20 protein-coding genes are annotated in these 22,461 nt (G+C 56.5%); 15 read left to right on the forward strand and 5 right to left on the reverse strand.

Annotated features, from left to right (window positions below; all coding sequences use genetic code 11):
* The first annotated feature begins 8 nt into the window (after positions 1-8).
* The 5 genes from AC2FLG_RS02010 to AC2FLG_RS02030 are packed head-to-tail and all read left to right on the forward strand — an operon-like array spanning position 9 to position 3,881.
* Positions 9-164 carry a DUF5993 family protein gene (locus AC2FLG_RS02010; RefSeq protein ID WP_271946630.1) on the forward strand — a complete coding sequence of 52 codons (156 nt, stop codon included), beginning with the start codon at positions 9-11 and terminating at the stop codon, positions 162-164.
* Between the two features lie 9 nt (positions 165-173).
* Positions 174-743 (forward strand): disulfide bond formation protein B, encoded by a 570-nt coding sequence (locus AC2FLG_RS02015; protein WP_142634301.1) that lies wholly within the window; start codon positions 174-176, stop codon positions 741-743.
* A gap of 34 nt (positions 744-777) precedes the next feature.
* A complete protein-coding gene (locus AC2FLG_RS02020) occupies positions 778-1,140 on the forward strand; it encodes a DUF3302 domain-containing protein (RefSeq protein WP_142634304.1) in 363 nt (120 codons plus the stop codon).
* A 21-nt stretch (positions 1,141-1,161) separates the two neighbouring features.
* Positions 1,162-2,307 (forward strand): HlyD family secretion protein, encoded by a 1,146-nt coding sequence (locus AC2FLG_RS02025; RefSeq protein ID WP_142634305.1) that lies wholly within the window; start codon positions 1,162-1,164, stop codon positions 2,305-2,307.
* Positions 2,308-2,318: 11 nt separating this feature from the next.
* On the forward strand, positions 2,319-3,881 hold the full coding sequence (locus tag AC2FLG_RS02030; protein ID WP_142634308.1) for an efflux transporter outer membrane subunit: 1,563 nt from the start codon (positions 2,319-2,321) through the stop codon (positions 3,879-3,881).
* A 3-nt stretch (positions 3,882-3,884) separates the two neighbouring features.
* On the opposite strand, the gene mprF is transcribed toward AC2FLG_RS02030, so the two are convergent.
* On the reverse strand, positions 3,885-6,494 hold the full coding sequence (mprF, locus tag AC2FLG_RS02035) for a bifunctional lysylphosphatidylglycerol flippase/synthetase MprF (RefSeq protein WP_496704799.1): 2,610 nt from the start codon (positions 6,492-6,494) through the stop codon (positions 3,885-3,887).
* 98 nt (positions 6,495-6,592) lie between these two features.
* Entirely contained in the window at positions 6,593-7,021 is a 429-nt protein-coding gene (locus tag AC2FLG_RS02040; RefSeq protein ID WP_142634311.1) for an Lrp/AsnC family transcriptional regulator, read from the reverse strand.
* A gap of 86 nt (positions 7,022-7,107) precedes the next feature.
* Here AC2FLG_RS02040 and rocF point away from each other — a divergent pair, with 86 nt between their 5' ends.
* From rocF to ocd, 3 genes are read left to right on the forward strand one after another with little or no spacing between them, the layout of a single operon-like run.
* Positions 7,108-8,028 (forward strand): arginase, encoded by a 921-nt coding sequence (gene rocF, locus AC2FLG_RS02045; RefSeq protein WP_496700147.1) that lies wholly within the window; start codon positions 7,108-7,110, stop codon positions 8,026-8,028.
* On the forward strand, positions 8,028-8,948 hold the full coding sequence (gene ctlX, locus AC2FLG_RS02050; RefSeq protein ID WP_142634315.1) for a citrulline utilization hydrolase CtlX: 921 nt from the start codon (positions 8,028-8,030) through the stop codon (positions 8,946-8,948). The genes rocF and ctlX overlap by 1 nt, the downstream gene beginning before the upstream one ends.
* Positions 8,949-8,957: 9 nt before the next feature.
* Positions 8,958-9,998, forward strand: a complete 1,041-nt coding sequence (ocd, locus tag AC2FLG_RS02055; RefSeq protein ID WP_142634317.1) for an ornithine cyclodeaminase — start codon at positions 8,958-8,960, stop codon at positions 9,996-9,998.
* Positions 9,999-10,065: 67 nt separating this feature from the next.
* Here ocd and AC2FLG_RS02060 read toward each other — a convergent pair whose 3' ends face one another.
* The 3 genes from AC2FLG_RS02060 to AC2FLG_RS02070 form a co-directional block, all read right to left on the reverse strand.
* Positions 10,066-11,469 (reverse strand): TRAP transporter large permease, encoded by a 1,404-nt coding sequence (locus AC2FLG_RS02060; protein ID WP_496690699.1) that lies wholly within the window; start codon positions 11,467-11,469, stop codon positions 10,066-10,068.
* Between the two features lie 3 nt (positions 11,470-11,472).
* A complete protein-coding gene (locus tag AC2FLG_RS02065) occupies positions 11,473-12,102 on the reverse strand; it encodes a TRAP transporter small permease subunit (RefSeq protein WP_142634321.1) in 630 nt (209 codons plus the stop codon).
* 65 nt (positions 12,103-12,167) lie between these two features.
* The gene (locus AC2FLG_RS02070; protein WP_496695146.1) at positions 12,168-13,184 is read right to left on the reverse strand and encodes a C4-dicarboxylate TRAP transporter substrate-binding protein; all 1,017 of its coding nucleotides are present in this window, start codon (positions 13,182-13,184) and stop codon (positions 12,168-12,170) included.
* A 428-nt stretch (positions 13,185-13,612) separates the two neighbouring features.
* On the opposite strand from AC2FLG_RS02070, the gene acs reads away from it, so the two are divergent.
* From acs to AC2FLG_RS02105, 7 genes are all read left to right on the forward strand, one after another.
* Positions 13,613-15,577 (forward strand): acetate--CoA ligase, encoded by a 1,965-nt coding sequence (acs, locus tag AC2FLG_RS02075; protein ID WP_142634325.1) that lies wholly within the window; start codon positions 13,613-13,615, stop codon positions 15,575-15,577.
* A 7-nt stretch (positions 15,578-15,584) separates the two neighbouring features.
* Complete coding sequence (locus AC2FLG_RS02080) at positions 15,585-16,268, forward strand: adenylate kinase (RefSeq protein ID WP_496704801.1); 684 nt, start codon at positions 15,585-15,587, stop codon at positions 16,266-16,268.
* Between the two features lie 184 nt (positions 16,269-16,452).
* A complete protein-coding gene (locus AC2FLG_RS02085) occupies positions 16,453-16,737 on the forward strand; it encodes a DUF4212 domain-containing protein (protein WP_142634329.1) in 285 nt (94 codons plus the stop codon).
* Between the two features lie 6 nt (positions 16,738-16,743).
* Positions 16,744-18,528 (forward strand): sodium:solute symporter family protein, encoded by a 1,785-nt coding sequence (locus tag AC2FLG_RS02090; RefSeq protein ID WP_142634331.1) that lies wholly within the window; start codon positions 16,744-16,746, stop codon positions 18,526-18,528.
* A 111-nt stretch (positions 18,529-18,639) separates the two neighbouring features.
* Positions 18,640-20,463: a DUF294 nucleotidyltransferase-like domain-containing protein gene (locus AC2FLG_RS02095; RefSeq protein ID WP_496704803.1), complete on the forward strand. Its 1,824-nt coding sequence runs from the start codon at positions 18,640-18,642 to the stop codon at positions 20,461-20,463.
* A gap of 26 nt (positions 20,464-20,489) precedes the next feature.
* Positions 20,490-21,008, forward strand: coding sequence for a hypothetical protein (locus AC2FLG_RS02100; protein WP_142634335.1), 519 nt, complete (start codon positions 20,490-20,492; stop codon positions 21,006-21,008).
* Position 21,009: 1 nt separating this feature from the next.
* Positions 21,010-22,422: a 3'-5' exonuclease gene (locus AC2FLG_RS02105; protein WP_142634338.1), complete on the forward strand. Its 1,413-nt coding sequence runs from the start codon at positions 21,010-21,012 to the stop codon at positions 22,420-22,422.
* Positions 22,423-22,461 lie beyond the last annotated feature (39 nt).

Consider the following 22,461-nt stretch of genomic DNA (forward strand, 5'->3'; position numbering starts at 1 on the left):
TCCGGGCCATGATCGCGCTTTTATTTGCGTTACTCACAGCCACTATGGGGCTGAATTATTATAGAAAAACCAAAGCGGCCAATGTTGTGTTCTTCATTACCATGGCCCTAAGTGTTTATTGGCTGAAGTTTCATGCCACCAGCCAACTGACCATTCAGCTGTAGGAGGCCACAATGACACCCGAGCTTTCCCGCACCCTGAACGCGTTGGGAACCCTGGCGGTCAGCCTCGTTCTTGTGCTGGCCTTCGGATACCAGCTGGCGCTGAACGAACTGCCCTGCCCGCTTTGCTTATTGCAACGGGTCGGGTTCGTAGCGGTGGGCGTTGGTTTGGGCCTGAACCTGCTATACGGAGCCCGGCCGCAGCATTATGCGTTGATGTTGCTTGCGGCACTGTTTGGGATCAGCGTTTCCGTTCGCCAGATCTTGCTGCATATCGTACCGGGTACCGGCCACTATGGTTCGCCTGTTTTTGGGTATCACTACTACACATGGGCCGCGATCTGCTTTTTTCTGATCCTGCTGGGCACGGCAATCATGCTGCTTTTCGACCGTCAATATCAGGACACAACCGTCGATCAACCACGGTTCGGGGGCAATATGCTGGCCAAAACCGCGTTCTTTGTAATGCTAGGGCTGGCCGCGCTGAATGCGGGGGCGACCTTGTTGGAATGTGGCCCAGGTATCTGCGCTGACCCGCCGACAAGCTACAAATTGATTGACGAACTGGACACCAACAACTGAGGATGGATAAACCTTCCCTCATGGAGGCATCGGAATGGGACTACTGGGGCAGCCGCTAGGCTATTATGACTATCTGACATTTATCGCACTTATACTGCTGCTGGCCGCTGTAATGGCGCTGTTTCTGTTCATAATGGGACTGCCCGGCCGCATCGCAATCAAACGCAACCATCCCCATGCCGAGGCAGTCAAGATCATGGGCTGGATGGGGTTTCTGGCTGTCGTTCCCTGGATTCACGCCTTTATGTGGGCTTTCCACGATGCAGCCACTGTCGATATCCGCCGTATGCCTGATGATGAACGCGATGCGATACGGAAGGATATCAAACGGTTAGGCGGTGATCTGACCGAAGAATATCGCGATCCACTGGACCCGGACGAAACACAAAAAAGCTAAGGCTAAAGGAAGTCCCACAATATGTTTGTCGCTCTTGGCATTACGCTTTTCTACATCATTTTTGTCTGGCTGATCTTCTTCAAACTACAATGGCTTAAGTTTAGTATCGCCTGGGGCATCGTTTCCTTCTGGGTGGGTGCTCATCTGTTATTGATCTTTATGGTTGCGCTGCGGTTCTTCCAGCCATTTTCGATCGACAGCCACGTAGTCCGCTCAACCATACAGATCGTACCGCGCCTGACTGAACCAACCATCCTGTCCGAGGTTCTGGTCGAGCCGAATACAGAGGTGAAGAAAGGGGATCCGCTGTATCGGTTCGACGACACCGTCTTTGCGCTTGAATTCGAAGAGGCATCCGCACAGTTGGTTGCAGCCCAGCAGAACGCCAAAATTCTGGAACAGGATGTGATCGTCGCGGGTGAAGCCGTCGAGCGAGCCAACGCGCAACTGGCATATGCGCTGACCCAGCAAGCACGGTATGAAAACCTTGTCCCTGCGGGTGGTGCCCGCGAGGATGAGCTGGATCGCTGGAACGAGCAGGTCACGGAAGATCAGGCCAAGATAAAAGAGGCCGAAGCCAATCTGGAAAAGGCAAAGCTGGCGCTGGATTCGCAGATCGACGGGGTCAATACCGGAATCGTTCAAGCTCAGGCTCAGTTGGAAAAGGCCCGGTACTTTCTGGACAATACTACGATCTACGCGCCCGAAGATGGTATGATCGTTTCACAACAGGCACGCCCGGGTCTGGTTGTCGGTGACATCCGATTGGGCGCAATCGCCAGCTTTGTGACCAAAGAAAATCCCTATATTCTCGCCACTTACCGGCAGCAAAACCTGAAATTTGTGAAACCCGGGCAACAGGTTGAGGTCGCGCTGGACTTATATCCCGGAGAAATCCTGACCGGCAAAGTCGAGGCAATCTGGTGGGCAACCCGCCAGGGTCAATATCTGCCATCAGGCCGCCTGCCCGGATTTGAACTGCCAAAAATTCCTGGACATATTGCCGTGCAGATTTCGGTCGATATTCCAGATGGCCACGTTTTTCCCGCCGGTGGACATGCCGCGGTGGCAATCTATACCGGCCAGGGCAAAAGCTTTGAGTTCCTGCGGCGCATCAATATCCGCCTCTATTCCTTCGCAAACTTCATCCGACCACTGGACATTTAAGGACACGCTGTATGACACGGGCCAGGCTAAACCGCAGTTTGATGGGCACAGCCCTGTGTGCCGCGCTGCTGGTGGGATGCGCACCTGTCGGTCCTGATTTTGTGCGACCGAACTCTCCGGTCGTGAAGGAATGGATCGAGGTAAACAACCCTTCAGTCGGTGCCAGCGGCCTCACCTCGCGTAGTGCCCCTGTGGCAAAATGGTGGGAGACCTTCAACGACGCCACTTTGAACCGGTTGATCGCCGAAGCCTATGCCCAGAACCTGGCGCTACAGGTGGCCGGTGCGCGCGTATTACAGGCCCGCGCACAGCTTGGGATTGCCTTTGGTGAGCTTTACCCCCAATCGCAGGCCATCGGAGGTTCGATCGAGCGGCGCCAGATCAGCGATAATATCGGGCCGATTTCCGATATCAATCGGATCATCCCTCTGGATACCGAATTCTCGACCTCGCAGGTTGGCTTCGACGCCCAATGGGAATTGGATGTGTGGGGGCAGCAACGCCGGGGTGTGCAGGCCGCACGATCCAATCTGGCACTTCAGGTCGCTAATTACGATGACGCTTTGGTCACGCTGACCGGCGATGTAGCAGCGTTATATGTAAGCTTCCGCGCGCTGCAAGAAACCCTGTTCGTGGCACGAGAAAATATCAAGCTGCAGCAGGATTCGGTTGATCTGACCCAGCTGCGTTTCAACAACGGCGTCACCACTGAATTGGATGTGCAAGAGGCCACCGCCCTGCTGAACAATACCATGGCGCTAGTGCCGGAAATTGAAAGCGATCTTCAGCAGACCAAGAATGCTTTGGCTGTTTTACTGGGAACAACACCCTCGCGCATGGCCGGGTTGCTGGGTAATTCCGGTCGTATCCCTTCGGCCCGATCCAACGTCGCCGTTGGAGTACCAGCGGAATTGCTGCGCCGACGCCCGGATGTACGCGCCGCAGAACTGGCCGCTGCCACACAGTCTGCGCAAGTTGGGATCGCGATTGCTGACCTGTATCCCCAGTTCATCCTGTCCGGTTCGATCGGCCTGCAGGCCTCGGGCAGTCAGGACCTGTTTTCATCCGCCAGCAATACTGGGCTAGCCAGTGCCGGAGTGGTCTGGAATGTGCTGAATTATGGGCGGATCAAGAATAATGTCCGCGCCCAGGACGCAGCTTATCAGGCCTTGATTGCGAACTATCAAAACACCGTTCTGACCGCCTATTCCGAGGTCGAAAGCGCCATGGTCGCCTATACGCAGTCACGCAAACAAGTGACATTCTACCAAAACAGCGTCACCGCATCGCGCAAAGCTGCCGAGATCGCGGTGAACCAATACCGGGATGGCATCGCCAGCTATTCCCGCGTTCTGAACACGCAAACCGCATTGCTGCGATCACAGGCCAACCTGATCGAAGCCCGCCAGCAGGTCTCGAGCAATCTGGTTGCAGTCTACAAAGGTTTAGGCGGTGGTTGGCAAATCCGGCAAAATCAGGAGTTCCTGCCGGAAACCGTGCTGGCCGAAATGGCCTATCGCACCGATTGGGGAGACCTGCTGCAACAGGCTCCGATCCAAGCCAGCCTGAACTGAGCGCTATTTCGTCAGACCGCGCAAGCCGCCCGAAATCAGAATGTTGACCTCGTAGAGAATACGCGGCGCGGCCAGTCCTCCGGGGCTGGCCAAATAGTTCGGGCTCCATTCTGGTTCGAATTTCTGCTTGAACGAGCGCAGCCCCTCGAAGTGATAAAACTGTTCGCCATGTTCATAGACAAAGCCGCCAATGCGGTTCCACAGTGATGCCAGTTGCCGGTTTTCGATCCCGGAAAACGGTGCCGCACCTAGCGAAAACCAGTGGAACCCCTGCTCGGCACCCCATGACATCATCTCGGCAAACAGCGCGTCCATAACAAAACTTGGGCTATCTGGTTCATACCGCATCAGATCCAGCGACAGTTCTGATTTTTGCCCGCCCTGAAACAGGTTAGCAAACGCGACGATCTCACCTGTTTCGCCATTCCGCAGCACCGCGTGGTCGAAATAGGACAGATATGTTTCATCAAATCCGCCAAGTGCAAAACCTTTCTCGGCCCCAGCCTTTTGGGCCAGCCAGTCATCCGAAATCTTGCGCAACTCGGGCAGGATCAGGTTTAGTTCCTGTTTTGGAATAATCTCGAAAACATACCCTTCGCGTTCGGCCCGGTTCTTGGCCTGACGGAACCGCTTGCGGGATTTTCCGTCCAGCGAGAAATCTTTCAACGGCACCCGCGCTACTTCGCCAATTTTCAGGATCGACAGGCCAAGGTCTAGAAAGGTCGGCAGGTATTTGGTGGAAACGCTGTAGAAGGCACAAAGTTTACCCTCACGGTCCGCCATCTCGCGCAGCTGCCATATCAGCTGTTTACCGGCGGTTTTATCCCCTACTGGCTCACCTTTGGTGACCAGTGCGTTGCCGGTGTCGGCATAAGCCAGAAAAGCGGTTTCATCCGGCGCGATCAGGAATTGTTTGTCCCCGGTCAAAGAAATCTGGGATTCTGTGTCTTCGCTTTCCATCACCAGACGTTCGACTACTTCGGGGATTTCTGTGCGGACTGGAACAGGAATCTCGCGCCCGAACAGTGAGCTAACGGCAACCACCCCAAGGATGACCGCAACCACAAGGCTGGATCGTAGGAACCGCGAAGCGTCGCCGTTCCAGGCAAACTCCCACCACAGGGCATTTTGATATTCGACATGGGAATAAGCAAACAGACCCACCCAAAAGATCACGGCAAGCAATGCAAGAACGCTGACCAGCCAAGGTATGTTCAACCTGAAGATCGACGCGCCGCTAACCCGATAGAACGCATCCCGGAACATGGCCAGCAGAACGATGCTACCCACCATGCTGAGCGCTTCGTGCGTATCCAGCCCTTTGGTCAGCGAAGCGACAAAACCGGCCAGCATCAACAGCATGGCCACAACCCAAGCCCGGTAAAGCTTGCGAAACAGCCCCCGTGACACAAGGATCAGCAAGACCCCTACCGCGCTCCCGGCCAGGTGGGACGCTTCGACAAAGGACAGGGGCAGGAAATCCCGTAGCACACCCAGGTTACCGCTGCTTGCAGGCAACGCGCCGGAGACCAGAAGTATCACACCGGCCACTGCGGCCACGCCTGCAGCCACCATGGGCACGATCGGACGGATCACTCGATAAACCCAAGTGGCTGCACCAGTAATATGTCGCCGGTGGCTCAGCGCTGATGCCACAGCGATTGAAAGCGTGGCGATGAGGAAGGGAAGAAACGTATAAACAAGGCGATACAGCAACAGCGCGGCAATGACATCCGACCGGCCTGACGCGCCAAGTCCCGCGATCATAGTCGCCTCGAAGGCGCCAATTCCACCCGGCGCATGGCTGAGGATACCGACCGCAATCGCGCCAATAAAGATGGTGAAGAAATAGGGGTAGCCGATCCCAAGGTCTGTCGGCAGCAGCACATACAGAACCATCGACGCACCAAAAACATCGCCCAAGGCCGCCAGCGTCAGCAACCCGGCCAGTTTGCCGCCGGGAAGGTTAAATCCAACCCCGCCATAGGCCAGCCTGCGCCCACCTTTCGACAGCCAGATGAACAGCGTTGCCAGAGCGATCAAAAGGCCCAATCCTATGACCGTCTCGACCGTATCGCTGATTGGCAAAACCTTCGATATCCCGTCGGGATGAAAGGTCAGCAAAGCCCCCAACAGCAAGGTCATGCCAGACCAGAAAGCGATCCACGAGGTCGCAATAACCCCAGCGACGCGCCCCAGATCCAGCCCCAAAGATGCGTAGATCCGATACCGGATCGCCGTGCCCGTGATGTAGGAAAACCCAAGGCAGTTTGACACCGCATAACCACAGGCCCCGGCCATGCCCGCAACCGGCAAAGGGACCTCACCGTCGGCAACGCTCTGGACTGCAAAGACGTCGTATAAAGACAGGGAAACAAAGCTAAAAGCGGTCCAGCACAGGGCGATGAACAACAGCGTCCAAGAGGTGTTCGCCACATCCGTCTGAACGGATGACCATTTCACATGTGCAGACAGTTCATGCAGCACGGTCAGGGCGACCAGCATGACGATTACGGGAATGGCGATTCTGACCAGGGGTCGTTCCAGAAAACCGGATACTCTTTCGGCAAGTCGGATGGCCCAGAGTTCTTTGCCTGTATCCTGATCAGTCATGTGATTTCCCTGTTTCAGGTTCGCAGCTGCCTTTGCGCAGGTGGCGAACGCATCGCAACTTTTACACATATTCCTTGCTGCTCAAAGCACTACAGCAATCAGACGCGGCCTTTCCGAGTAGAAAGAAGCAAGTTGGTTTCAGATCGCGTAATCCCCTCGATCCTGCGGATGCGAAACAGGATTTCATCCAGTTCGGCCAGGGTTTCGGTTCCAATCTCGGCAATCAAGTCCCAACCGCCATTTGTCGAATGGACAGCCCGCACCTGCGGCATGGCAGCAATTTGGGCCATGGTGCGCTCGGTGCCGCGCCCTTCGATTTCCAGCATCATCAACCCTCTGACCGGGCTTTGCGCCACATCCTGCCGTGTCAGAACCGTAAAGCCCACAATCTCGCCGGATTGCTTCAAACGTTGCAGACGGCTGCGCACTGTTGTGCGTGTGACCCCCAGTGTTTCAGCCAGTTCCGAGAGTGAAGCACGGGCATCCCGGTGCAGAGCGCTGAGAAGCTTGCCATCCAAATCGTCCATTCAGTACTTCCGTTATGTCACTTGCGGTTCCATTTTGAGCATTTTGATCCCTATCCGCAAGCCACATTGCCGGAGTAGTAGTACATATGGATACAAACAACGTAATTCTGGTTGGCGCCCCGATGGATTCGGGCAAGCGTCGACAGGGCTGCCGGATGGGCCCCGATGCCTATCGGGTTGCGGGGCTTCAATCAGCTCTTTCCGATCTCGGTCTTCACCTATGGGATCTCGGCGATATCACACCTGACATTCCGGATATGTCCGAACATTCGCATCTCTTCGCCCTGCCCGAGTGTGTCGGTTGGACCAAAGCTCTCAGCCGTGTTGCGCAGGATGTCGCCCCACAAGGCCTGCCAATTTTCATGGGCGGCGATCATGCGCTTTCGATGGGCACGGTTTTGGGCATGGCACAGCACGCCGAGCGGATCGAACGCCCACTGTTCGTTCTCTGGCTGGACGCGCATAGCGATTTCCACACACCCGAGAGCACCGATAGCGGCAACCTGCACGGGACACCCGTAGCCTATTTCACCGGACAGCCCGGATTTGACGACTTCCCACCGGTTTCATCGCCAGTTCCGACCGACCGGGTCGGCATGATCGGTCTGCGCTCGGTCGACCCAGCCGAACGGGCTCGGCTGGAACAGGATCGCGCAATGCTGGCCGATATGCGAAGCATCGACGAAAACGGCATCAAAGCACCGCTGATGGCCTTTCTGGAGCGGGTCCGGGCAGCGGATGGCATCCTTCATGTTTCGCTGGATGTGGATTTCCTTGATCCGTCCATTGCTCCTGCAGTTGGCACAACAGTTCCAGGTGGCGCGACCGAACGCGAGGCCCATCTAGTGATGGAACTGCTACACGAAAGCGGTCTTGTCTGCTCGCTGGATCTGGTAGAATTGAACCCGTTTCTGGACGAACGCGGCCGCACTGCAAAGTTGATGGTCGATCTGGCCGCCTCATTGCTGGGCCGCCGCATCTTTGACCGCCCCACCCGGAGCTTCTGATGCAATCTCTACAAGCCCCACCAGCCGTTGTGATGATCCGGCCCCATGCGTTTGCTTCGAACCCCGAGACACGCGACGACAATGCGTTCCAGACCTTGGCCAACCGCTCGGCAGCGGCCACGTCTGTCCAAGCACGCGATGAACATGATCAGGCGGTGGCGCTGCTGCGCGATGCGGGTGTTAAGGTTCATGTCTTCGACGATTTCGGAGACCTCGACACACCAGACAGCGTATTTCCGAACAACTGGTTCTCGACCCATCCCGGCGGGCATGTGGCTATCTATCCGATGTTTGTGCCGTCGCGCAGGCGCGAACGTCGCGCCGACGTCATAGAAATGTTGAAACAGGAGTATCGTGTTCAGGACGTGATCGATTATTCCGGGCTTGAACAGGACAGACTGGCGCTGGAAGGCACCGGAGCGATGGTTCTGGACCACATTGGCCGCGTGGCCTACACGGTCAAATCCAACCGCGCCGACCCCGTTCTGTTGGAGCGTTTCTGCACCCATTTCAACTATGAGCCCATCGCATTCGAGGCGCATGATGCCGCAGGACGTGATGTCTATCACACGAATGTTCTGATGGGCATCGGCTCCAAATACGCGCTGATCTGTCTTGATATGATCGCGGACCCCGAACGCCGCGCGACAGTGAAAGCCAGGCTGGAAGAATCCGGTCGCACGGTCATTGACCTGACGCATGATCAGATCGCTGAATTTGCTGGCAACGCCATCGAACTGAGCGGCCAGAATGGTCCCGTGCTGGCGCTGTCCAGCCGGGCACTTGCCGCCCTGACCCCGGAACAAATCGTTACAATCGAAGCCAGCGCGACACCTCTGCCGCTTTCGATTCCCACCATTGAAACTGCCGGTGGATCCGTGCGCTGCATGATTGCGGGCATCCACCTGTCCCGTCGATAGGAGCCCCTAATGCAACCATCTGAAAAGGCCCTGGTGCCGTTTGTGTCTGTCGACAATATGATGAGACTGGTCCACCACATCGGCGTCGAACGTATGATCACCGATATTGCGGCGCAAATCGAAGCTGATTTCAAACGGTGGGAAAGCTTTGACAAAACACCCCGCATCCCTGCCCACTCGCCGCATGGGGTTATTGAACTGATGCCAACCTCAGACGGTGAGGCCTATGGGTTTAAATACGTCAACGGCCACCCCAAGAACACCTCCGAGGGCCTACAGACCGTTACCGCATTTGGATTGCTGGCAGACGTCTACACAGGCTATCCGACCCTGCTGACCGAAATGACCATGCTGACTGCATTGCGCACCGCAGCAACCTCTGCTCTGGTCGGCAGCTATCTTGCGCCCAAATCGGCCTCGACCATGGCAATGATCGGGAATGGCGCGCAATCCGAATTTCAGTGCCTCGCCTTCAAGGCCATGTGCGGGATTGATACTGTTCGCTTGTACGATACCGACGCGGCTGCTACCGAAAAATGTGCGGCCAACTTGGCGGGCTCTGGCCTCTCGGTCGTGAAATGCAAATCCCCTGAGGACGCCATCGAAGGCGCGCATATCATCACGACCTGCACGGCGGACAAGAAAAATGCCACGATCCTGACCGATAACTTGGTCGGCCCAGGCGTCCACATCAACGCGATCGGCGGCGACTGTCCTGGCAAAACCGAACTGCACAGAGATATCCTGCTACGCTCTGAAATATTCGTCGAATACCCGGAACAAACCCGTATTGAGGGCGAGATTCAGGCCCTTGAAGACGATCATCCCGTCACCGAGTTGTGGCAGGTCATGACGGGTCAGGCCGAGGGTCGTAAAGATGATCGTCAGATCACGTTGTTTGACAGCGTAGGCTTCGCGATCGAGGATTTTTCAGCCCTGCGCTACATCCAGTCCGCAGTCCGGGGCACAGATTACTACGAACCCCTGGACATGCTGGCAGACCCTGACGACCCGCGCGATCTGTACGGAATGCTGATGCGAGCGAAATAGAGATACCCTGCCCCCGTGCGCCAGCCGGGGGCAGGTATCACCAAAGATTGACTTCGCCAGATGCCAATTACCCGGCCAGCGAAGGCAGGTACAGAACGATGCCCGGAAAGGCGACCAGCAGCGCAATCGTCACGGCGTCGGCGATGAAAAACGGCGTCACGCCCTTGAACACGTCCTGAACGCTCAGATCAGGGCGGACGCCGGCAACGACAAAGCAATTCAAACCGATCGGTGGCGTGATCAGGCAGAACTCGGCCATTTTCACCACCAAAATACCAAACCAGATGGCGCACATCGGCCCGGACATCCCAAACGTACTTTCCGCAGCGGTGACGGCCTCGCCCCCGTTCAGCGCCATAACTGCCGGATAGACAACCGGCAGAGTCAGCAGCAGCATCCCGATGGCATCCATGAACATGCCGAGCACCGCATAGGCCAGCAGGATGCAGATCAGGATCAGCATGGGTGACATCGTCAGCGATGTGATCCAATCGGAAAACGCGTTCGGCAAATCGGCGAATCCCAGGAACCTGACATAGATCAGCACACCCCAGATGATCGAAAAGATCATTGCGGTCAATTTGGCTGTCTCGAGCAGTGCGGATTTCAACTCTGCCCATCTCATGCCGTGGAACAAGGCGAAACAGAATACGATGAAGGCACCTATTGCCCCGCCTTCGGTTGGTGTGCCCCAGGCTTTCTCACCAAAGGGGTTATAGACAAAACAGATGATGATCAGGATCACCGCCACAATCGGCAGAGCGCCAGGCAAAGAAGCAAAACGCTGTTTCCAGGTAAAGCCAGTGACCGGTGGGCCGACATTCTTGAACACCACCGCGATACCGACGATCAGCAACCCGTAAATAACCGCCGAAAAGGCCCCCGGTATGAACCCGGCGAGCAACAGCTTGCCCACATCCTGCTCTACGATGATCGCATAAATCACAAGGATCGCAGAAGGTGGGATCAGTGAGGCCAAAGTGCCACCTGCAGCGACTACGCCCGCCGCAAATTGTTTGTTGTACCCTACCTTCAGCATTTCCGGGATCGCGATCCGGGCAAATACCGCAGATGTCGCGACCGATGCCCCCGAGACTGCAGCAAACCCAGCGGTGGCGAACACGGTTGCGACCGCAAGCCCACCCGGAACCCAGGCCACCCAGCGCTTGGCTGCCTCGAACAGCGCGCGCGTCAGGCCTGCGTAGTAGGCAAGGTAACCGATCAGGATAAAGGTCGGGATCAGGCTGAGCGTATGGGCTGCAACCTTGGAATGCGGCACTTGCCCTGCGGTTTTTACCGCAACGGTCAGCGCCTTGCCAAATCGGTCAGGATCATATCCGAATTTGGCCCAGAATATCCAAACAAGACCGATCAGCCCCGCCAAAGCCGCGGCAAAAGCCACACGCATTCCGGTGATAACCAGAACCAGCAGACCACCGGTGACCCAAAGGCCAATCTCAATCGAGTCCATTTACTAGTCCTGCCCTTCGAATTGTTCGGCTTCAGCGGCAGCCTGCGCAGCAGCGTCCTGTATCATCGGCACCGCAACTGGGTTTTGTAGGCCCAGCACAAAGGCCCGTCCATAACCCCAGATTTGCAGCACAAGCCGCAAGCAAAGTACCGAAAACGCAATAGGTGCCAGTAACTTGGCAGGCCAGAGCGGGATGCCAATGTCGATCGAGCTGTCCCGGCTCCACAGAGGTGCGCCAAAGTCGAATGATCTGTCGAAATGGGACCAGCTGCCCCAGACCAATGCCAACATGAGCACCAGGATGAGAACGACCGAAATCAACTCGAACAGCCACAAAGCCCGTCCGTGTAGCCGCGAAATGACAATATCCATCCGGATATGGCCCCCATCGCGTTGTACGTAAGAGATACCTAGAAACGCAATCAAGGGCATGGCTTGCTCGATCCAATCGACATAGCCCGGCAATGGCGCGTTATAGGCGTTGCGCCCGCTCACCGAGACAACTGCCAGCACCATTAACCCGAACACGGCAATTCCGCTGATCAGTGCAAGCGTACGCTCGGCCCTTAACAGCAGCTGGTCCAGCCTGCTCAGACGGCTATCATCCGCAAGCACCGTCGCCTGTCCTGCCATTCCGCTGGCCCTTTCTGTATTGGAATCAGTGTCCGGGTACCGCGCTGGGTACCCGGAACGCGTGATCAGTTCCCGCCACGCTGTTGTTTCAGCGTCAGTTGAACAAGATCATATAGATCCTGCGCAGGCAGACCCTGCGCGGACATGTCAGCGATCCATTGCTCGCGGATCGGATCAGCAGCCTTGGTGCGGAATTCCTCCAGCACGGCTTCGTCGATCTGAACTTTCTGCACGCCTTTTTCGGTCAACACACCATCCCACTGCTCCAGCAGACCGCCGTAATTGGCGAGATAATGGGCAATGGCCTCGTCGACAGAACTGTTAAGCGCTTCGCGATGTTCTGCAGGCAGCGCTTCGTAGGCGTCGATATTGACCACAACCGGACAGTTTACAGTGCCGGGGTTCAGGTTGGCCGTCCACCAGTCGGCTTCGTTGATGGTGCCGAAAGACAAATGTGCGTGCTGAGCAAAGGCCACTGTATCAACAACACCGGATTCCATCGCATTAAACGCCTCGGTCGCGGGCACCGATGTTGGAACACCGCCAACGGCCTCAAACGCCTTACCCAGCCCGCCGGTCGCACGTACACGCATGCCGTCAAAATCGGCAAGCGTTGAGCGCGGATCACCGGTTCCAACGATATTATACTGGGGCATTGGCGACGTCATGATGATCCGGGCATTCCACTGAGCCATCTCATCCTTAACGGCGGGATGATCATATACAGCGTGGCTGACGGCCACCTCTTCTTCCAAATTGTTCACACCCAGGAACGGCAGTTCAAGTACAGTGATCGCCCGATTTTTGTCGCGGTGATAGCCTGCGCAGAACTGCGCCATCTCGAATGCACCGATCTCAATCCCGTCCAGATTCTCCTTCGGCTTTGACAGCCCGCCATAGCTGACATTGATCGTGAATTCGCCACCGGTTTTTTCGCTGACCAGTTCAGCCAGTTTCTCGACATGTTCGGTAAAGGCCCGGCGTTTGCCCCAGACCGAAGCATTCCATTCTGTTGCTGCAGCTTCGGTAACGAATGCAACAGTCAGGGCGGCGACGGCGGCACCGCTCAACATTTTAGTCATAGTGAATTCTCCCATTGATGCGCCCCCTTTTTTGGGTCGCTTGCGCGTAAAGCTAGCGCCAACATCGATATGTGCCAACCCCTGCCAGACCACCCACAAAAATCTGCAAACCGCCCGCCAGCGCTAACAATCATAAGGTGTATATGAAATGTGTAAATTTCACGGGCAAGCACTTTGAAAACAGTGAAAATGTGGTTAACATCTATATTGCTGTTTTAAATATGTTTTTTTACTATCTTACGATTTCCTTTACAAATCCCCCAGAGGGAATGAAATTTATTAACAAATAAACCCTGCTATTTCTGTAATTTATTTCTTTGTTTTCTGATCTCCGTATTATCCTGCATCGGGAGGAAACAGGTCGACATTGCCTGTTCAGCGGGCAAGATTGTCCCAGTGAATTTAAGTCCAGAGGGAGGAACCTCAGAATGACAACCGCTGCTCAGGCAGATGCCAAAGTTTATCCGCCATCCGCAGAAATTTCAGCGCGTGCGCATGTCGATGCCAAGAAATACGGCGAAATGTACACGGCTTCTATAAACGACCCCGTTGCATTCTGGGGCGAACAAGGCAAACGCGTTGACTGGATCAAACCCTATACCCAAGTGAAAGACGTCAGCTATGATTTGGGCTCGGTCGGGATCAACTGGTATGCGGATGGCACTCTGAACGTTTCAGCCAACTGCCTGGATCGTCATCTGAATACACGCGGCGATCAGACTGCGATCATCTGGGAACCTGATGACCCGAATGAACCCGCCCAACACATCACCTATGCCGAACTGCACCGCCGTACCTGCCGGATGGCAAATATCCTGGTTTCCATGGGCGTGCGCAAAGGCGACCGTGTGGTCATTTATCTTCCGATGATCCCCGAGGCTGCATATGCCATGCTGGCGTGCGCACGTATCGGCGCAATCCACTCTATTGTTTTTGCAGGGTTTTCCCCCGATGCCCTGGCTGCACGCGTCAACGGATGCGACGCCAAGGTTCTGATTACAGCTGATGAGGCCCCTCGCGGCGGCCGTAAGACACCGTTGAAGTCAAACGCAGACGCGGCCCTGCTGCACTGCAAGGACACAGTGAAATGCTTGGTTGTCAAGCGTACCAACGGCCAGACCACATGGATCGACGGGCGCGACTACGACTATAACGAAATGGCGCTCGAGGCGGATGACTATTGCGCGCCTGCGGAAATGGACGCCGAAGACCCTCTGTTCATTCTGTATACCTCCGGTTCGACCGGTCAGCCGAAGGGTGTCGTGCACACGACCGGCGGATATCTGGTCTATGCGGCAATGACGCATGAGATCACCTTCGATTACCATGAAGGCGACGTCTATTGGTGTACCGCCGATGTCGGCTGGGTGACGGGCCACAGCTATATCGTCTATGGCCCGCTGGCCAATGGCGCGACCACGCTGATGTTCGAAGGTGTTCCGACCTATCCGGATGCATCCCGCTTTTGGCAGGTCTGTGAAAAGCACAAGGTCAATCAATTCTACACGGCCCCTACCGCTTTGCGCGCCCTGATGGGGCAAGGCAATGAATGGGTTGAGAAATGCGATCTGAGCGATCTGCGCACGCTGGGCACTGTGGGTGAGCCGATCAACCCGGAAGCCTGGAACTGGTACAATGACGTTGTTGGCGGAGGACGCTGCCCGATTGTCGACACTTGGTGGCAAACCGAAACCGGTGGTCACCTGATGACTCCCCTGCCCGGCGCCCACGCGATGAAGCCCGGCTCGGCCATGAAGCCTTTCTTTGGTATTCAGCCCGTTGTTCTTGACCCGCAATCGGGGGTCGAGATCGACGGCAACGGAGTCGAAGGCGTGCTGTGCATCAAGGACAGCTGGCCCGGCCAGATGCGTACGGTCTGGGGCGATCATGAACGGTTCGAGAAGACTTATTTCTCGGACTACAAAGGCTACTACTTCACCGGTGATGGCTGCCGTCGGGACGAGGATGGCGATTACTGGATCACCGGACGTGTGGACGATGTGATCAACGTCTCGGGGCACCGCATGGGTACGGCCGAGGTCGAAAGCGCTCTGGTGGCACATGCTGCCGTGGCCGAGGCCGCGGTTGTGGGCTATCCCCATGATATCAAAGGGCAAGGCATCTATTGCTATGTCACCTTGATGAATGATCGCGAACCCTCGGACGAGCTTGTGAAAGAGCTGCGCACCTGGGTTCGGACCGAGATCGGACCGATTGCCAGCCCGGATGTGATCCAATGGGCTCCTGGCCTGCCAAAAACCCGCTCGGGCAAGATCATGCGCCGTATCCTGCGTAAGATCGCCGAGAATGATTTTGGATCGCTCGGTGACACATCGACCCTGGCTGATCCGTCCGTGGTCGACAACTTGATCGAAAACCGCGCAAGCAAGTGAGGATGTGATGGACGCTGCCACGATCACTACACCCACCGTACTGATCCTTCTCGGCCCCCCGGGCGCCGGGAAGGGTACACAGGCCCGTATGCTCGAAGACAAGTTCGGGCTTGTCCAACTCAGCACGGGTGACCTGTTACGGGCGGCAGTTGCCGCGGGAACCGAAGCCGGAAAAGCCGCCAAAGCTGTCATGGAGGCGGGTGATCTGGTCAGTGACGATATCGTAATTGCAATCCTGCGGGATCGTCTGGCCGAACCGGACTGCGCCAAGGGCGTCATTCTGGACGGCTTCCCCCGCACCACGGTTCAGGCACAGGCGCTGGACGCGCTGCTGTCAGAGACCGGTCAGAAGATCAACGCAGCCATCAGTCTTGAGGTTGAAGACGCTGAAATGGTGATCCGTATTTCCGGCCGTTACACATGTGCCGGATGTGGCGAAGGGTTTCATGATCGGTTCAAAACGCCCGCAGTCGAAGGCAAATGCGACAAATGCGGTAAGACCGAGTTCAAGCGCCGCGCAGATGACAATGCTGAAACCGTCGCCTCACGGCTGGCTGCCTATCACACGCAGACCGCGCCGCTGATCACTTATTACCAAGACCATGGCGTTCTGAAAGGTCTGAACGCAATGGGCAATATCGAAGACATCGCCGGCAATCTGGAACGGATCGTCAGCGACACAATGAACTAGGGGAATATGGCCCGCCCTCAATAAGGGCCGAATTCCTAAAGGAAAACTTCAAAGGACCCGCTCTGGCGGACCAGAGAAGTCTTGCCTGATGCCACCTGGCATCAAGCATATCGAAAAGTGGCCCCGCGCGCTGGAGGGTTAGGACAACGGGCCGCTCAAAGAGGAAGCGAAGGAGGAACCCGCGATGGCGGATCAATCAACACACTCCGCGCAGACTGCCGAAGCCGATAAGGGCTATTGGCAGGCCAACCTGCGTCTTATCTACATCAGCCTGGTGATCTGGGCGCTGGTGTCGTTTGGATTCGGCATTTTGCTGCGTCCACTTCTGTCCGGCATTTCCGTCGGCGGAACCGATCTCGGCTTTTGGTTCGCGCAACAGGGATCCATCTTGGTCTTTCTGCTGCTGATCTTCAACTACGCCTGGCGGATGAACAAGCTAGACGCTGAATACGGCGTTGAGGAGGAGTAAGGCCCTATGGACCAGTTTACCATCAACCTGCTTTTTGTGGGCGCGTCCTTTGCGCTTTACATCGGCATCGCGATCTGGGCCCGTGCTGGGTCCACATCAGAATTCTACGCCGCCGGTCGCGGCGTTCACCCGGTCACCAACGGTATGGCGACAGCGGCAGACTGGATGTCTGCGGCCTCGTTCATCTCGATGGCGGGCCTCATCGCCTTTACCGGCTATGACAACTCGTCCTTCCTGATGGGTTGGACCGGTGGTTATGTGCTGCTGGCGCTGCTTCTTGCCCCTTACCTGCGTAAGTTCGGCAAGTTCACCGTGTCAGAGTTCATCGGCGACCGCTTTTACAGCCAGACCGCGCGTATCGTGGCGGTGATCTGTCTGATCGTAGCGTCTGTGACCTACGTGATCGGCCAGATGACCGGCGTTGGCGTAGCTTTTGGCCGCTTCCTTGAAGTGTCAAACACCACCGGGTTGTTAATTGGTGCAGCCGTTGTGTTCGCCTACGCGGTGTTTGGGGGGATGAAGGGCGTGACCTACACACAGGTCGCTCAGTACTGCGTGCTGATCACCGCCTACACAATCCCAGCCATCTTTATTTCCCTGCAACTGACTGGCAATCCGGTTCCGGCTCTGGGTCTGTTTGGTGATACCGCCAGCGGTGAACCGCTGCTGACCAAGCTGGATGCGATCGTGACCGAGCTGGGCTTTAACGAATACACCGCCCACCACTCGGACACGCTGAACATGGTGCTGTTCACGCTGTCGCTGATGATCGGTACGGCCGGTCTGCCGCACGTTATCATGCGTTTCTTCACCGTGCCGAAAGTGGCTGATGCCCGCTGGTCTGCCGGTTGGGCGCTGGTGTTCATCGCACTGCTGTACCTGACCGCCCCCGCGGTTGGCGCAATGGCCCGTCTAAACATCAGTGACATGATGTGGCCAAATGGCGGCATCGAAGGTGGCGCCGTATCCGTCGAAGATATCGACAACGACGCCCGTTATGATTGGATGGCCACATGGAAGAAAACCGGCCTGCTGGACTGGGAAGATAAGAACGGCGACGGCAAGATCCAGTACTATAACGACAAGAATGCCGACATGCAGGCGCTTGCGGAAGAGAAGGGCTGGGTCGGAAACGAGCTGACCAAGTTCAACCGCGACATCCTGGTTCTGGCCAACCCCGAGATTGCCAACCTGCCTGGTTGGGTGATCGGTCTGGTCGCTGCCGGTGGTCTTGCGGCTGCTCTGTCGACCGCTGCGGGCCTGTTGCTGGCAATCTCGTCCGCGGTGTCACACGACCTGATCAAAGGCGCGATCAACCCGCAGATTTCGGAAAAATCCGAACTTCTGTCGGCGCGGATCGCAATGGGCGTGGCCATTGTTGTGGCGACATATCTGGGCCTGAACCCTCCGGGTTTTGCAGCGCAGACCGTTGCCCTGGCGTTTGGTCTGGCAGCTGCCTCGATCTTCCCGGCGCTGATGATGGGGATCTTCTCGACCCGCATTAACAACACCGGTGCGGTTGCTGGTATGCTGGCTGGTCTGACTGTGACCCTGGTCTACATCTTCCTGCACAAGGGCTGGTTGTTCATTCCGGATACCAACTCGTTCACGGATGCTGATCCTCTGTTGGGTACGATCAAGTCGACTTCGTTCGGTGCGATCGGTGCATTGGTCAACTTCACTGTCGCCTATGTGGTGGCTGGCATGACCAAAGAAACCCCGCAAGAGATCAAGGATCTGGTCGAAAGCGTCCGCATTCCCCGTGGCGCGGGTGCCGCTCAGGATCACTGAGTAGAGATGCGGCCCCTGAGCACCTTGCCAAAGGCCGTGTCTTTCGACTGACTACTCCCGCCCGGCATTCCACCGGGCGGGATTTTTCGAATAGAAACCGAGGAGTATCCGATGCCCCTGCCCCAAGCCGAGATCACGCGGTTTCTGAAATCCGTTCACCCTTATGACGCCCTGCCCGCCGATGATCTGGCAACGCTGTCTGATCAGATCGAAGTTTGGGAGGTCGAAGAAGGATCCCCGGTGTATCAACTGGGCGCGCCCCTGCCCGGCGTATTCGTGATTTACGAAGGACAGGTTGAAATCACTGACAGGAACGGTGCGATTGTCTCTCATCTGGGGTTGCGCAATTCTTTCGGGGAACGCGGTTTACTGAAAGACGGTAAAGCCGCGACCAAAGCGCAGGCACACGCAAACTCGGTTTTTTTTGTGATTCCGCCCAACCTGATCCGAGACCTCATTGACGAACATGAAATCGTCGCCAAATTCTTTGATCGGACCCGCACGGAACGCTCCAGCCCCCAAAGCCTTGCAACCAGCGCTATCGATGTTCTGATGGCACATAACCCCACAACCTGCCCCCCTAATACCACCGTTCGCGAAGCGGCGCAGATGATGAGGGACAAACATATTTCCTCTCTCTGCATCACCGAGGGGGACATTCTTTTGGGGATCGCCACCTTACGAGATATCTCGGGCAAATACGTTGCCGATGGGATGTCTGTGGATACGCCTGTCTCGGCAATAATGACGGCAAACCCGGTGACGCTGTCGCCGTCTGATATCGGATCGGATGTTCTTCACATCATGATGGAGCGCGGCATCGGCCATATTCCGGTATCCGAAGCTGGGCGTCTGGTCGGAATTGTCACCCAGACAGACCTGACCCACTATCAGGCGGTCAATTCCGCCGAGTTGGTGCGCCGGATAGCAACTGCGCAAACCGCGCAGCAGATGGCAGAAGTGACCGAAGAGATTCCCCGGCTTCTGGTCCAGCTTGTCGCTGCCGGAAATCGCCACGAGATCGTTACACGCCTGATTACCGATATCGCCGACACAGCCACCAGACGTTTGCTGGCAATGGCGGAAAAACAGCTTGGACCACCACCTGTGCCTTACCTATGGCTGGCCTGTGGATCGCAGGGACGACAGGAACAAACCGGGGTGTCGGATCAGGACAACTGCTTGATGCTGGATGACAAAATAACCGATGACGACATGCTATATTTCCAGGCACTGGCAAAAATCGTTTCGGACGGGCTGGATAAATGTGGGTACTTTTATTGCCCGGGCGACATGATGGCGACAAATCCACGCTGGTGCCAACCGGTAAGTGTCTGGCGTGATTATTTTCGCGGGTGGATCGCCAAACCAAACCCCGAGGCGCAGATGCTGGCCTCGGTCATGTTCGACCTGCGCCCCATTGGCGGCGCATTTCACCTGTTCGATGACCTGCAGGCCGAAACGCTGGCCGCGGCCCAAGCGAATTCAATCTTTGTGGCGCATATGATCTCGAACTCGTTAAAGCACACGCCGCCGCTGAGCCTGTTACGCGGGTTTGCCACGGTACGCTCGGGTGAACATCGCAACACGCTGGATCTAAAGCATAATGGCGTCGTGCCTGTGGTTGACCTGGCCCGGATATACAGCCTTCAGGGGCAACTGTCCCAGGCCAATACACGTGCCCGCCTGAAAGCAGCTGGGGCGGCAGGCGTCCTCAGCCCCTCAGGTACCCGCGACCTGCTGGACGCTTACGATCTGATCGCCGAAACGCGGCTGGACCATCAGGCCCGCCTGGTGAAAGGCAACAAGAAGCCGGACAATTTCCTGCCCCCTTCCGATCTTTCGGACTTTGAGCGAAGTCATCTGCGAGATGCCTTTGTCGTGGTAAAAACAATGCAATCGGCGGTCGGCCACGGTAAAGGAATGCTGGGCTAAACCCTCAGGAACCTTGGAGAGTATTCATGTTCTTAGAACTGATCGGCACGATATTTGCAGGCGTCGCCCTAGCCGGCATCGTGATGGTGATCAACAAACTGACAGGTGGACGCCTGCCTCGTTGGTCCGCACCAGTCGCGGCGGGCATTGGCATGATCGGGATGACGATCAACAGCGAGTATTCATGGTTTGACCGCACGCGCGATACGCTTCCAGATGGTCTGATCATCATTCAAGAGGTCGAAAGCCGCGCTTTGTACCGTCCCTGGACCTATGCGATGCCCTTTGTTGATCGTTTTGCCGCAATCGACACCCTATCTGTGCGCACCAATGACCAAGTGCCTGAACAACGCCTCGTTGAACTGTATTTCTTTGGCCGCTGGGCACCGGTTTCAAAATTGCCGGTCGCTGTGGATTGCGATAAGAACCAACGCGCCAATCTGGCGGATGGGGCAGAGTTTGGTGACAACGGCCAGTTGCTGAACGCCGATTGGGTAACAGGCTCTACGAACGATCCGATCATCGAGGCCACTTGCGGAGTGTAACATGCTGACCCGATTAAGCCTGCGCCTGCGGATTTTCCTCTTCTTCTGCCTGCTGGCGGTCGGCGGGGTTGCCGTCAGCTCGGTTGCGCTTTGGGTCAGCTACAGGCGAGCGGCGGATCCGGCCCTTTTCGACGCGTTCATCTTTGCAGAGATCGTCATCGGGTTCGGTCTGCTGGCCCTGATCGCCGCTGTCTGGCTATTGTTCGACGATAATGTCGCCAAGCCGATCGAAAGGCTTTCCGCTGAACTGCGCGCACGAGCGCATGCCGGTGTCAGCCGCGACCTCGATCTGCAAGCCGCGCGGTATCTTGGCGACCTGGCCCCTGCGGCTGCCGGTCTGGCCAACCAACTGTCCGACAAGACCATGGGCGTGGCAGAGGCTGTCGCTGCTGAAACCGAGCATCTGGCTGTGGAACAGCAAAGGCTTAGGGCGCTTTTGACTGAAATTCCTGTAGCCATATTGCTGGCTAGCCCCTCTCACAGGCTCGTTTTGTATGACGGACAGGCGGCCGAGGTACTGGCACAGATTTCGCATCCACGCCTGAATGCGCCACTGTTCGATTACTTCCAGCCAGACGCGCTGCAGAAAGCCTATGCCAAACTGGCCAAGACCGGGATGGAGGCATCCTGTTCGCTGACCAGCATTGATGGGGCGCAGACCTATTCAGCCCGCATGAAACCGCTGGGGGAAACTTCCGGCTATATGCTAATCCTAGATGACAGCGCCGCCAATATAGCGCCTGAGGCTGCCAGACCTCTGGTCTATGACTTTGGTTTGCTGAACACATCCACCGACCAATCATTCGAGACATTGCCTCTGCGCGAGCTTTGTTTTGTTGTCTTCGACACCGAAACCACAGGCCTGCTGCCGCACAAAGACGAGATCGTCCAGATCGGCGCAGTCCGTGTGGTAAATGGACGGATGGTCGAAGGCGAAAGGTTGGATATGCTGGTGAACCCGGTCATGCCGATCCCTGCCGCCTCGACCAAGGTTCACAAGATCACGGATCGAATGGTCGAAGGCGCGCCGGAAATCGCCGAAGCCGGGCGTATCTTTCACGAATTCGCGCGAAATGCTGTAATCGTGGCTCATAATGCACCTTTTGATATGGCGTTTCTACGACGCCACGCCGACCGTATGAAAGTTGAGTGGACGCATCCCGTACTGGATACGGTCCTGCTATCAGCGGTCCTGTTCGGCGCCAGCGACACGCACACTTTGGACGCGCTGTGCGAACGGCTGGACATTACAATTCCGCATGAGCTGCGCCATACGGCATTGGGTGATGCAGTTGCCACCGCCGAGGCGCTGGTTCGGATGCTTCCGATGCTGCAAGCGCGCGGGATGAATACGTTTGGCGAGGTCATCGAAGCAACCCGCCGGCACGGTCGTCTGCTTGAGGACCTGAACTGAGGGCGAAATATGCACCTCAGGCGCAGCTTTTCATGGACA

It is taken from the genome of Ruegeria sp. CDSA193 (assembly GCF_059611885.1).

What these genes read in the sequence shown, in the direction of transcription:
- AC2FLG_RS02010 (WP_271946630.1), top strand. Translation starts at nt 9, where the DNA reads ATGATCGCGCTTTTATTTGCGTTACTCACAGCCACTATGGGGCTGAAT.
- AC2FLG_RS02100 (WP_142634335.1), top strand. Translation starts at nt 20,490, where the DNA reads ATGTTCTTAGAACTGATCGGCACGATATTTGCAGGCGTCGCCCTAGCC.
- AC2FLG_RS02065 (WP_142634321.1), bottom strand. Translation starts at nt 12,102, where the DNA reads ATGGCAGGACAGGCGACGGTGCTTGCGGATGATAGCCGTCTGAGCAGG.
- AC2FLG_RS02095 (WP_496704803.1), top strand. Translation starts at nt 18,640, where the DNA reads ATGCCCCTGCCCCAAGCCGAGATCACGCGGTTTCTGAAATCCGTTCAC.
- AC2FLG_RS02025 (WP_142634305.1), top strand. Translation starts at nt 1,162, where the DNA reads ATGTTTGTCGCTCTTGGCATTACGCTTTTCTACATCATTTTTGTCTGG.
- AC2FLG_RS02020 (WP_142634304.1), top strand. Translation starts at nt 778, where the DNA reads ATGGGACTACTGGGGCAGCCGCTAGGCTATTATGACTATCTGACATTT.
- AC2FLG_RS02105 (WP_142634338.1), top strand. Translation starts at nt 21,010, where the DNA reads ATGCTGACCCGATTAAGCCTGCGCCTGCGGATTTTCCTCTTCTTCTGC.
- AC2FLG_RS02085 (WP_142634329.1), top strand. Translation starts at nt 16,453, where the DNA reads ATGGCGGATCAATCAACACACTCCGCGCAGACTGCCGAAGCCGATAAG.
- AC2FLG_RS02090 (WP_142634331.1), top strand. Translation starts at nt 16,744, where the DNA reads ATGGACCAGTTTACCATCAACCTGCTTTTTGTGGGCGCGTCCTTTGCG.
- rocF (WP_496700147.1), top strand. Translation starts at nt 7,108, where the DNA reads ATGGATACAAACAACGTAATTCTGGTTGGCGCCCCGATGGATTCGGGC.
- acs (WP_142634325.1), top strand. Translation starts at nt 13,613, where the DNA reads ATGACAACCGCTGCTCAGGCAGATGCCAAAGTTTATCCGCCATCCGCA.
- AC2FLG_RS02015 (WP_142634301.1), top strand. Translation starts at nt 174, where the DNA reads ATGACACCCGAGCTTTCCCGCACCCTGAACGCGTTGGGAACCCTGGCG.
- AC2FLG_RS02080 (WP_496704801.1), top strand. Translation starts at nt 15,585, where the DNA reads ATGGACGCTGCCACGATCACTACACCCACCGTACTGATCCTTCTCGGC.
- mprF (WP_496704799.1), bottom strand. Translation starts at nt 6,494, where the DNA reads ATGACTGATCAGGATACAGGCAAAGAACTCTGGGCCATCCGACTTGCC.
- AC2FLG_RS02070 (WP_496695146.1), bottom strand. Translation starts at nt 13,184, where the DNA reads ATGACTAAAATGTTGAGCGGTGCCGCCGTCGCCGCCCTGACTGTTGCA.
- AC2FLG_RS02060 (WP_496690699.1), bottom strand. Translation starts at nt 11,469, where the DNA reads ATGGACTCGATTGAGATTGGCCTTTGGGTCACCGGTGGTCTGCTGGTT.
- ocd (WP_142634317.1), top strand. Translation starts at nt 8,958, where the DNA reads ATGCAACCATCTGAAAAGGCCCTGGTGCCGTTTGTGTCTGTCGACAAT.
- AC2FLG_RS02030 (WP_142634308.1), top strand. Translation starts at nt 2,319, where the DNA reads ATGACACGGGCCAGGCTAAACCGCAGTTTGATGGGCACAGCCCTGTGT.
- AC2FLG_RS02040 (WP_142634311.1), bottom strand. Translation starts at nt 7,021, where the DNA reads ATGGACGATTTGGATGGCAAGCTTCTCAGCGCTCTGCACCGGGATGCC.
- ctlX (WP_142634315.1), top strand. Translation starts at nt 8,028, where the DNA reads ATGCAATCTCTACAAGCCCCACCAGCCGTTGTGATGATCCGGCCCCAT.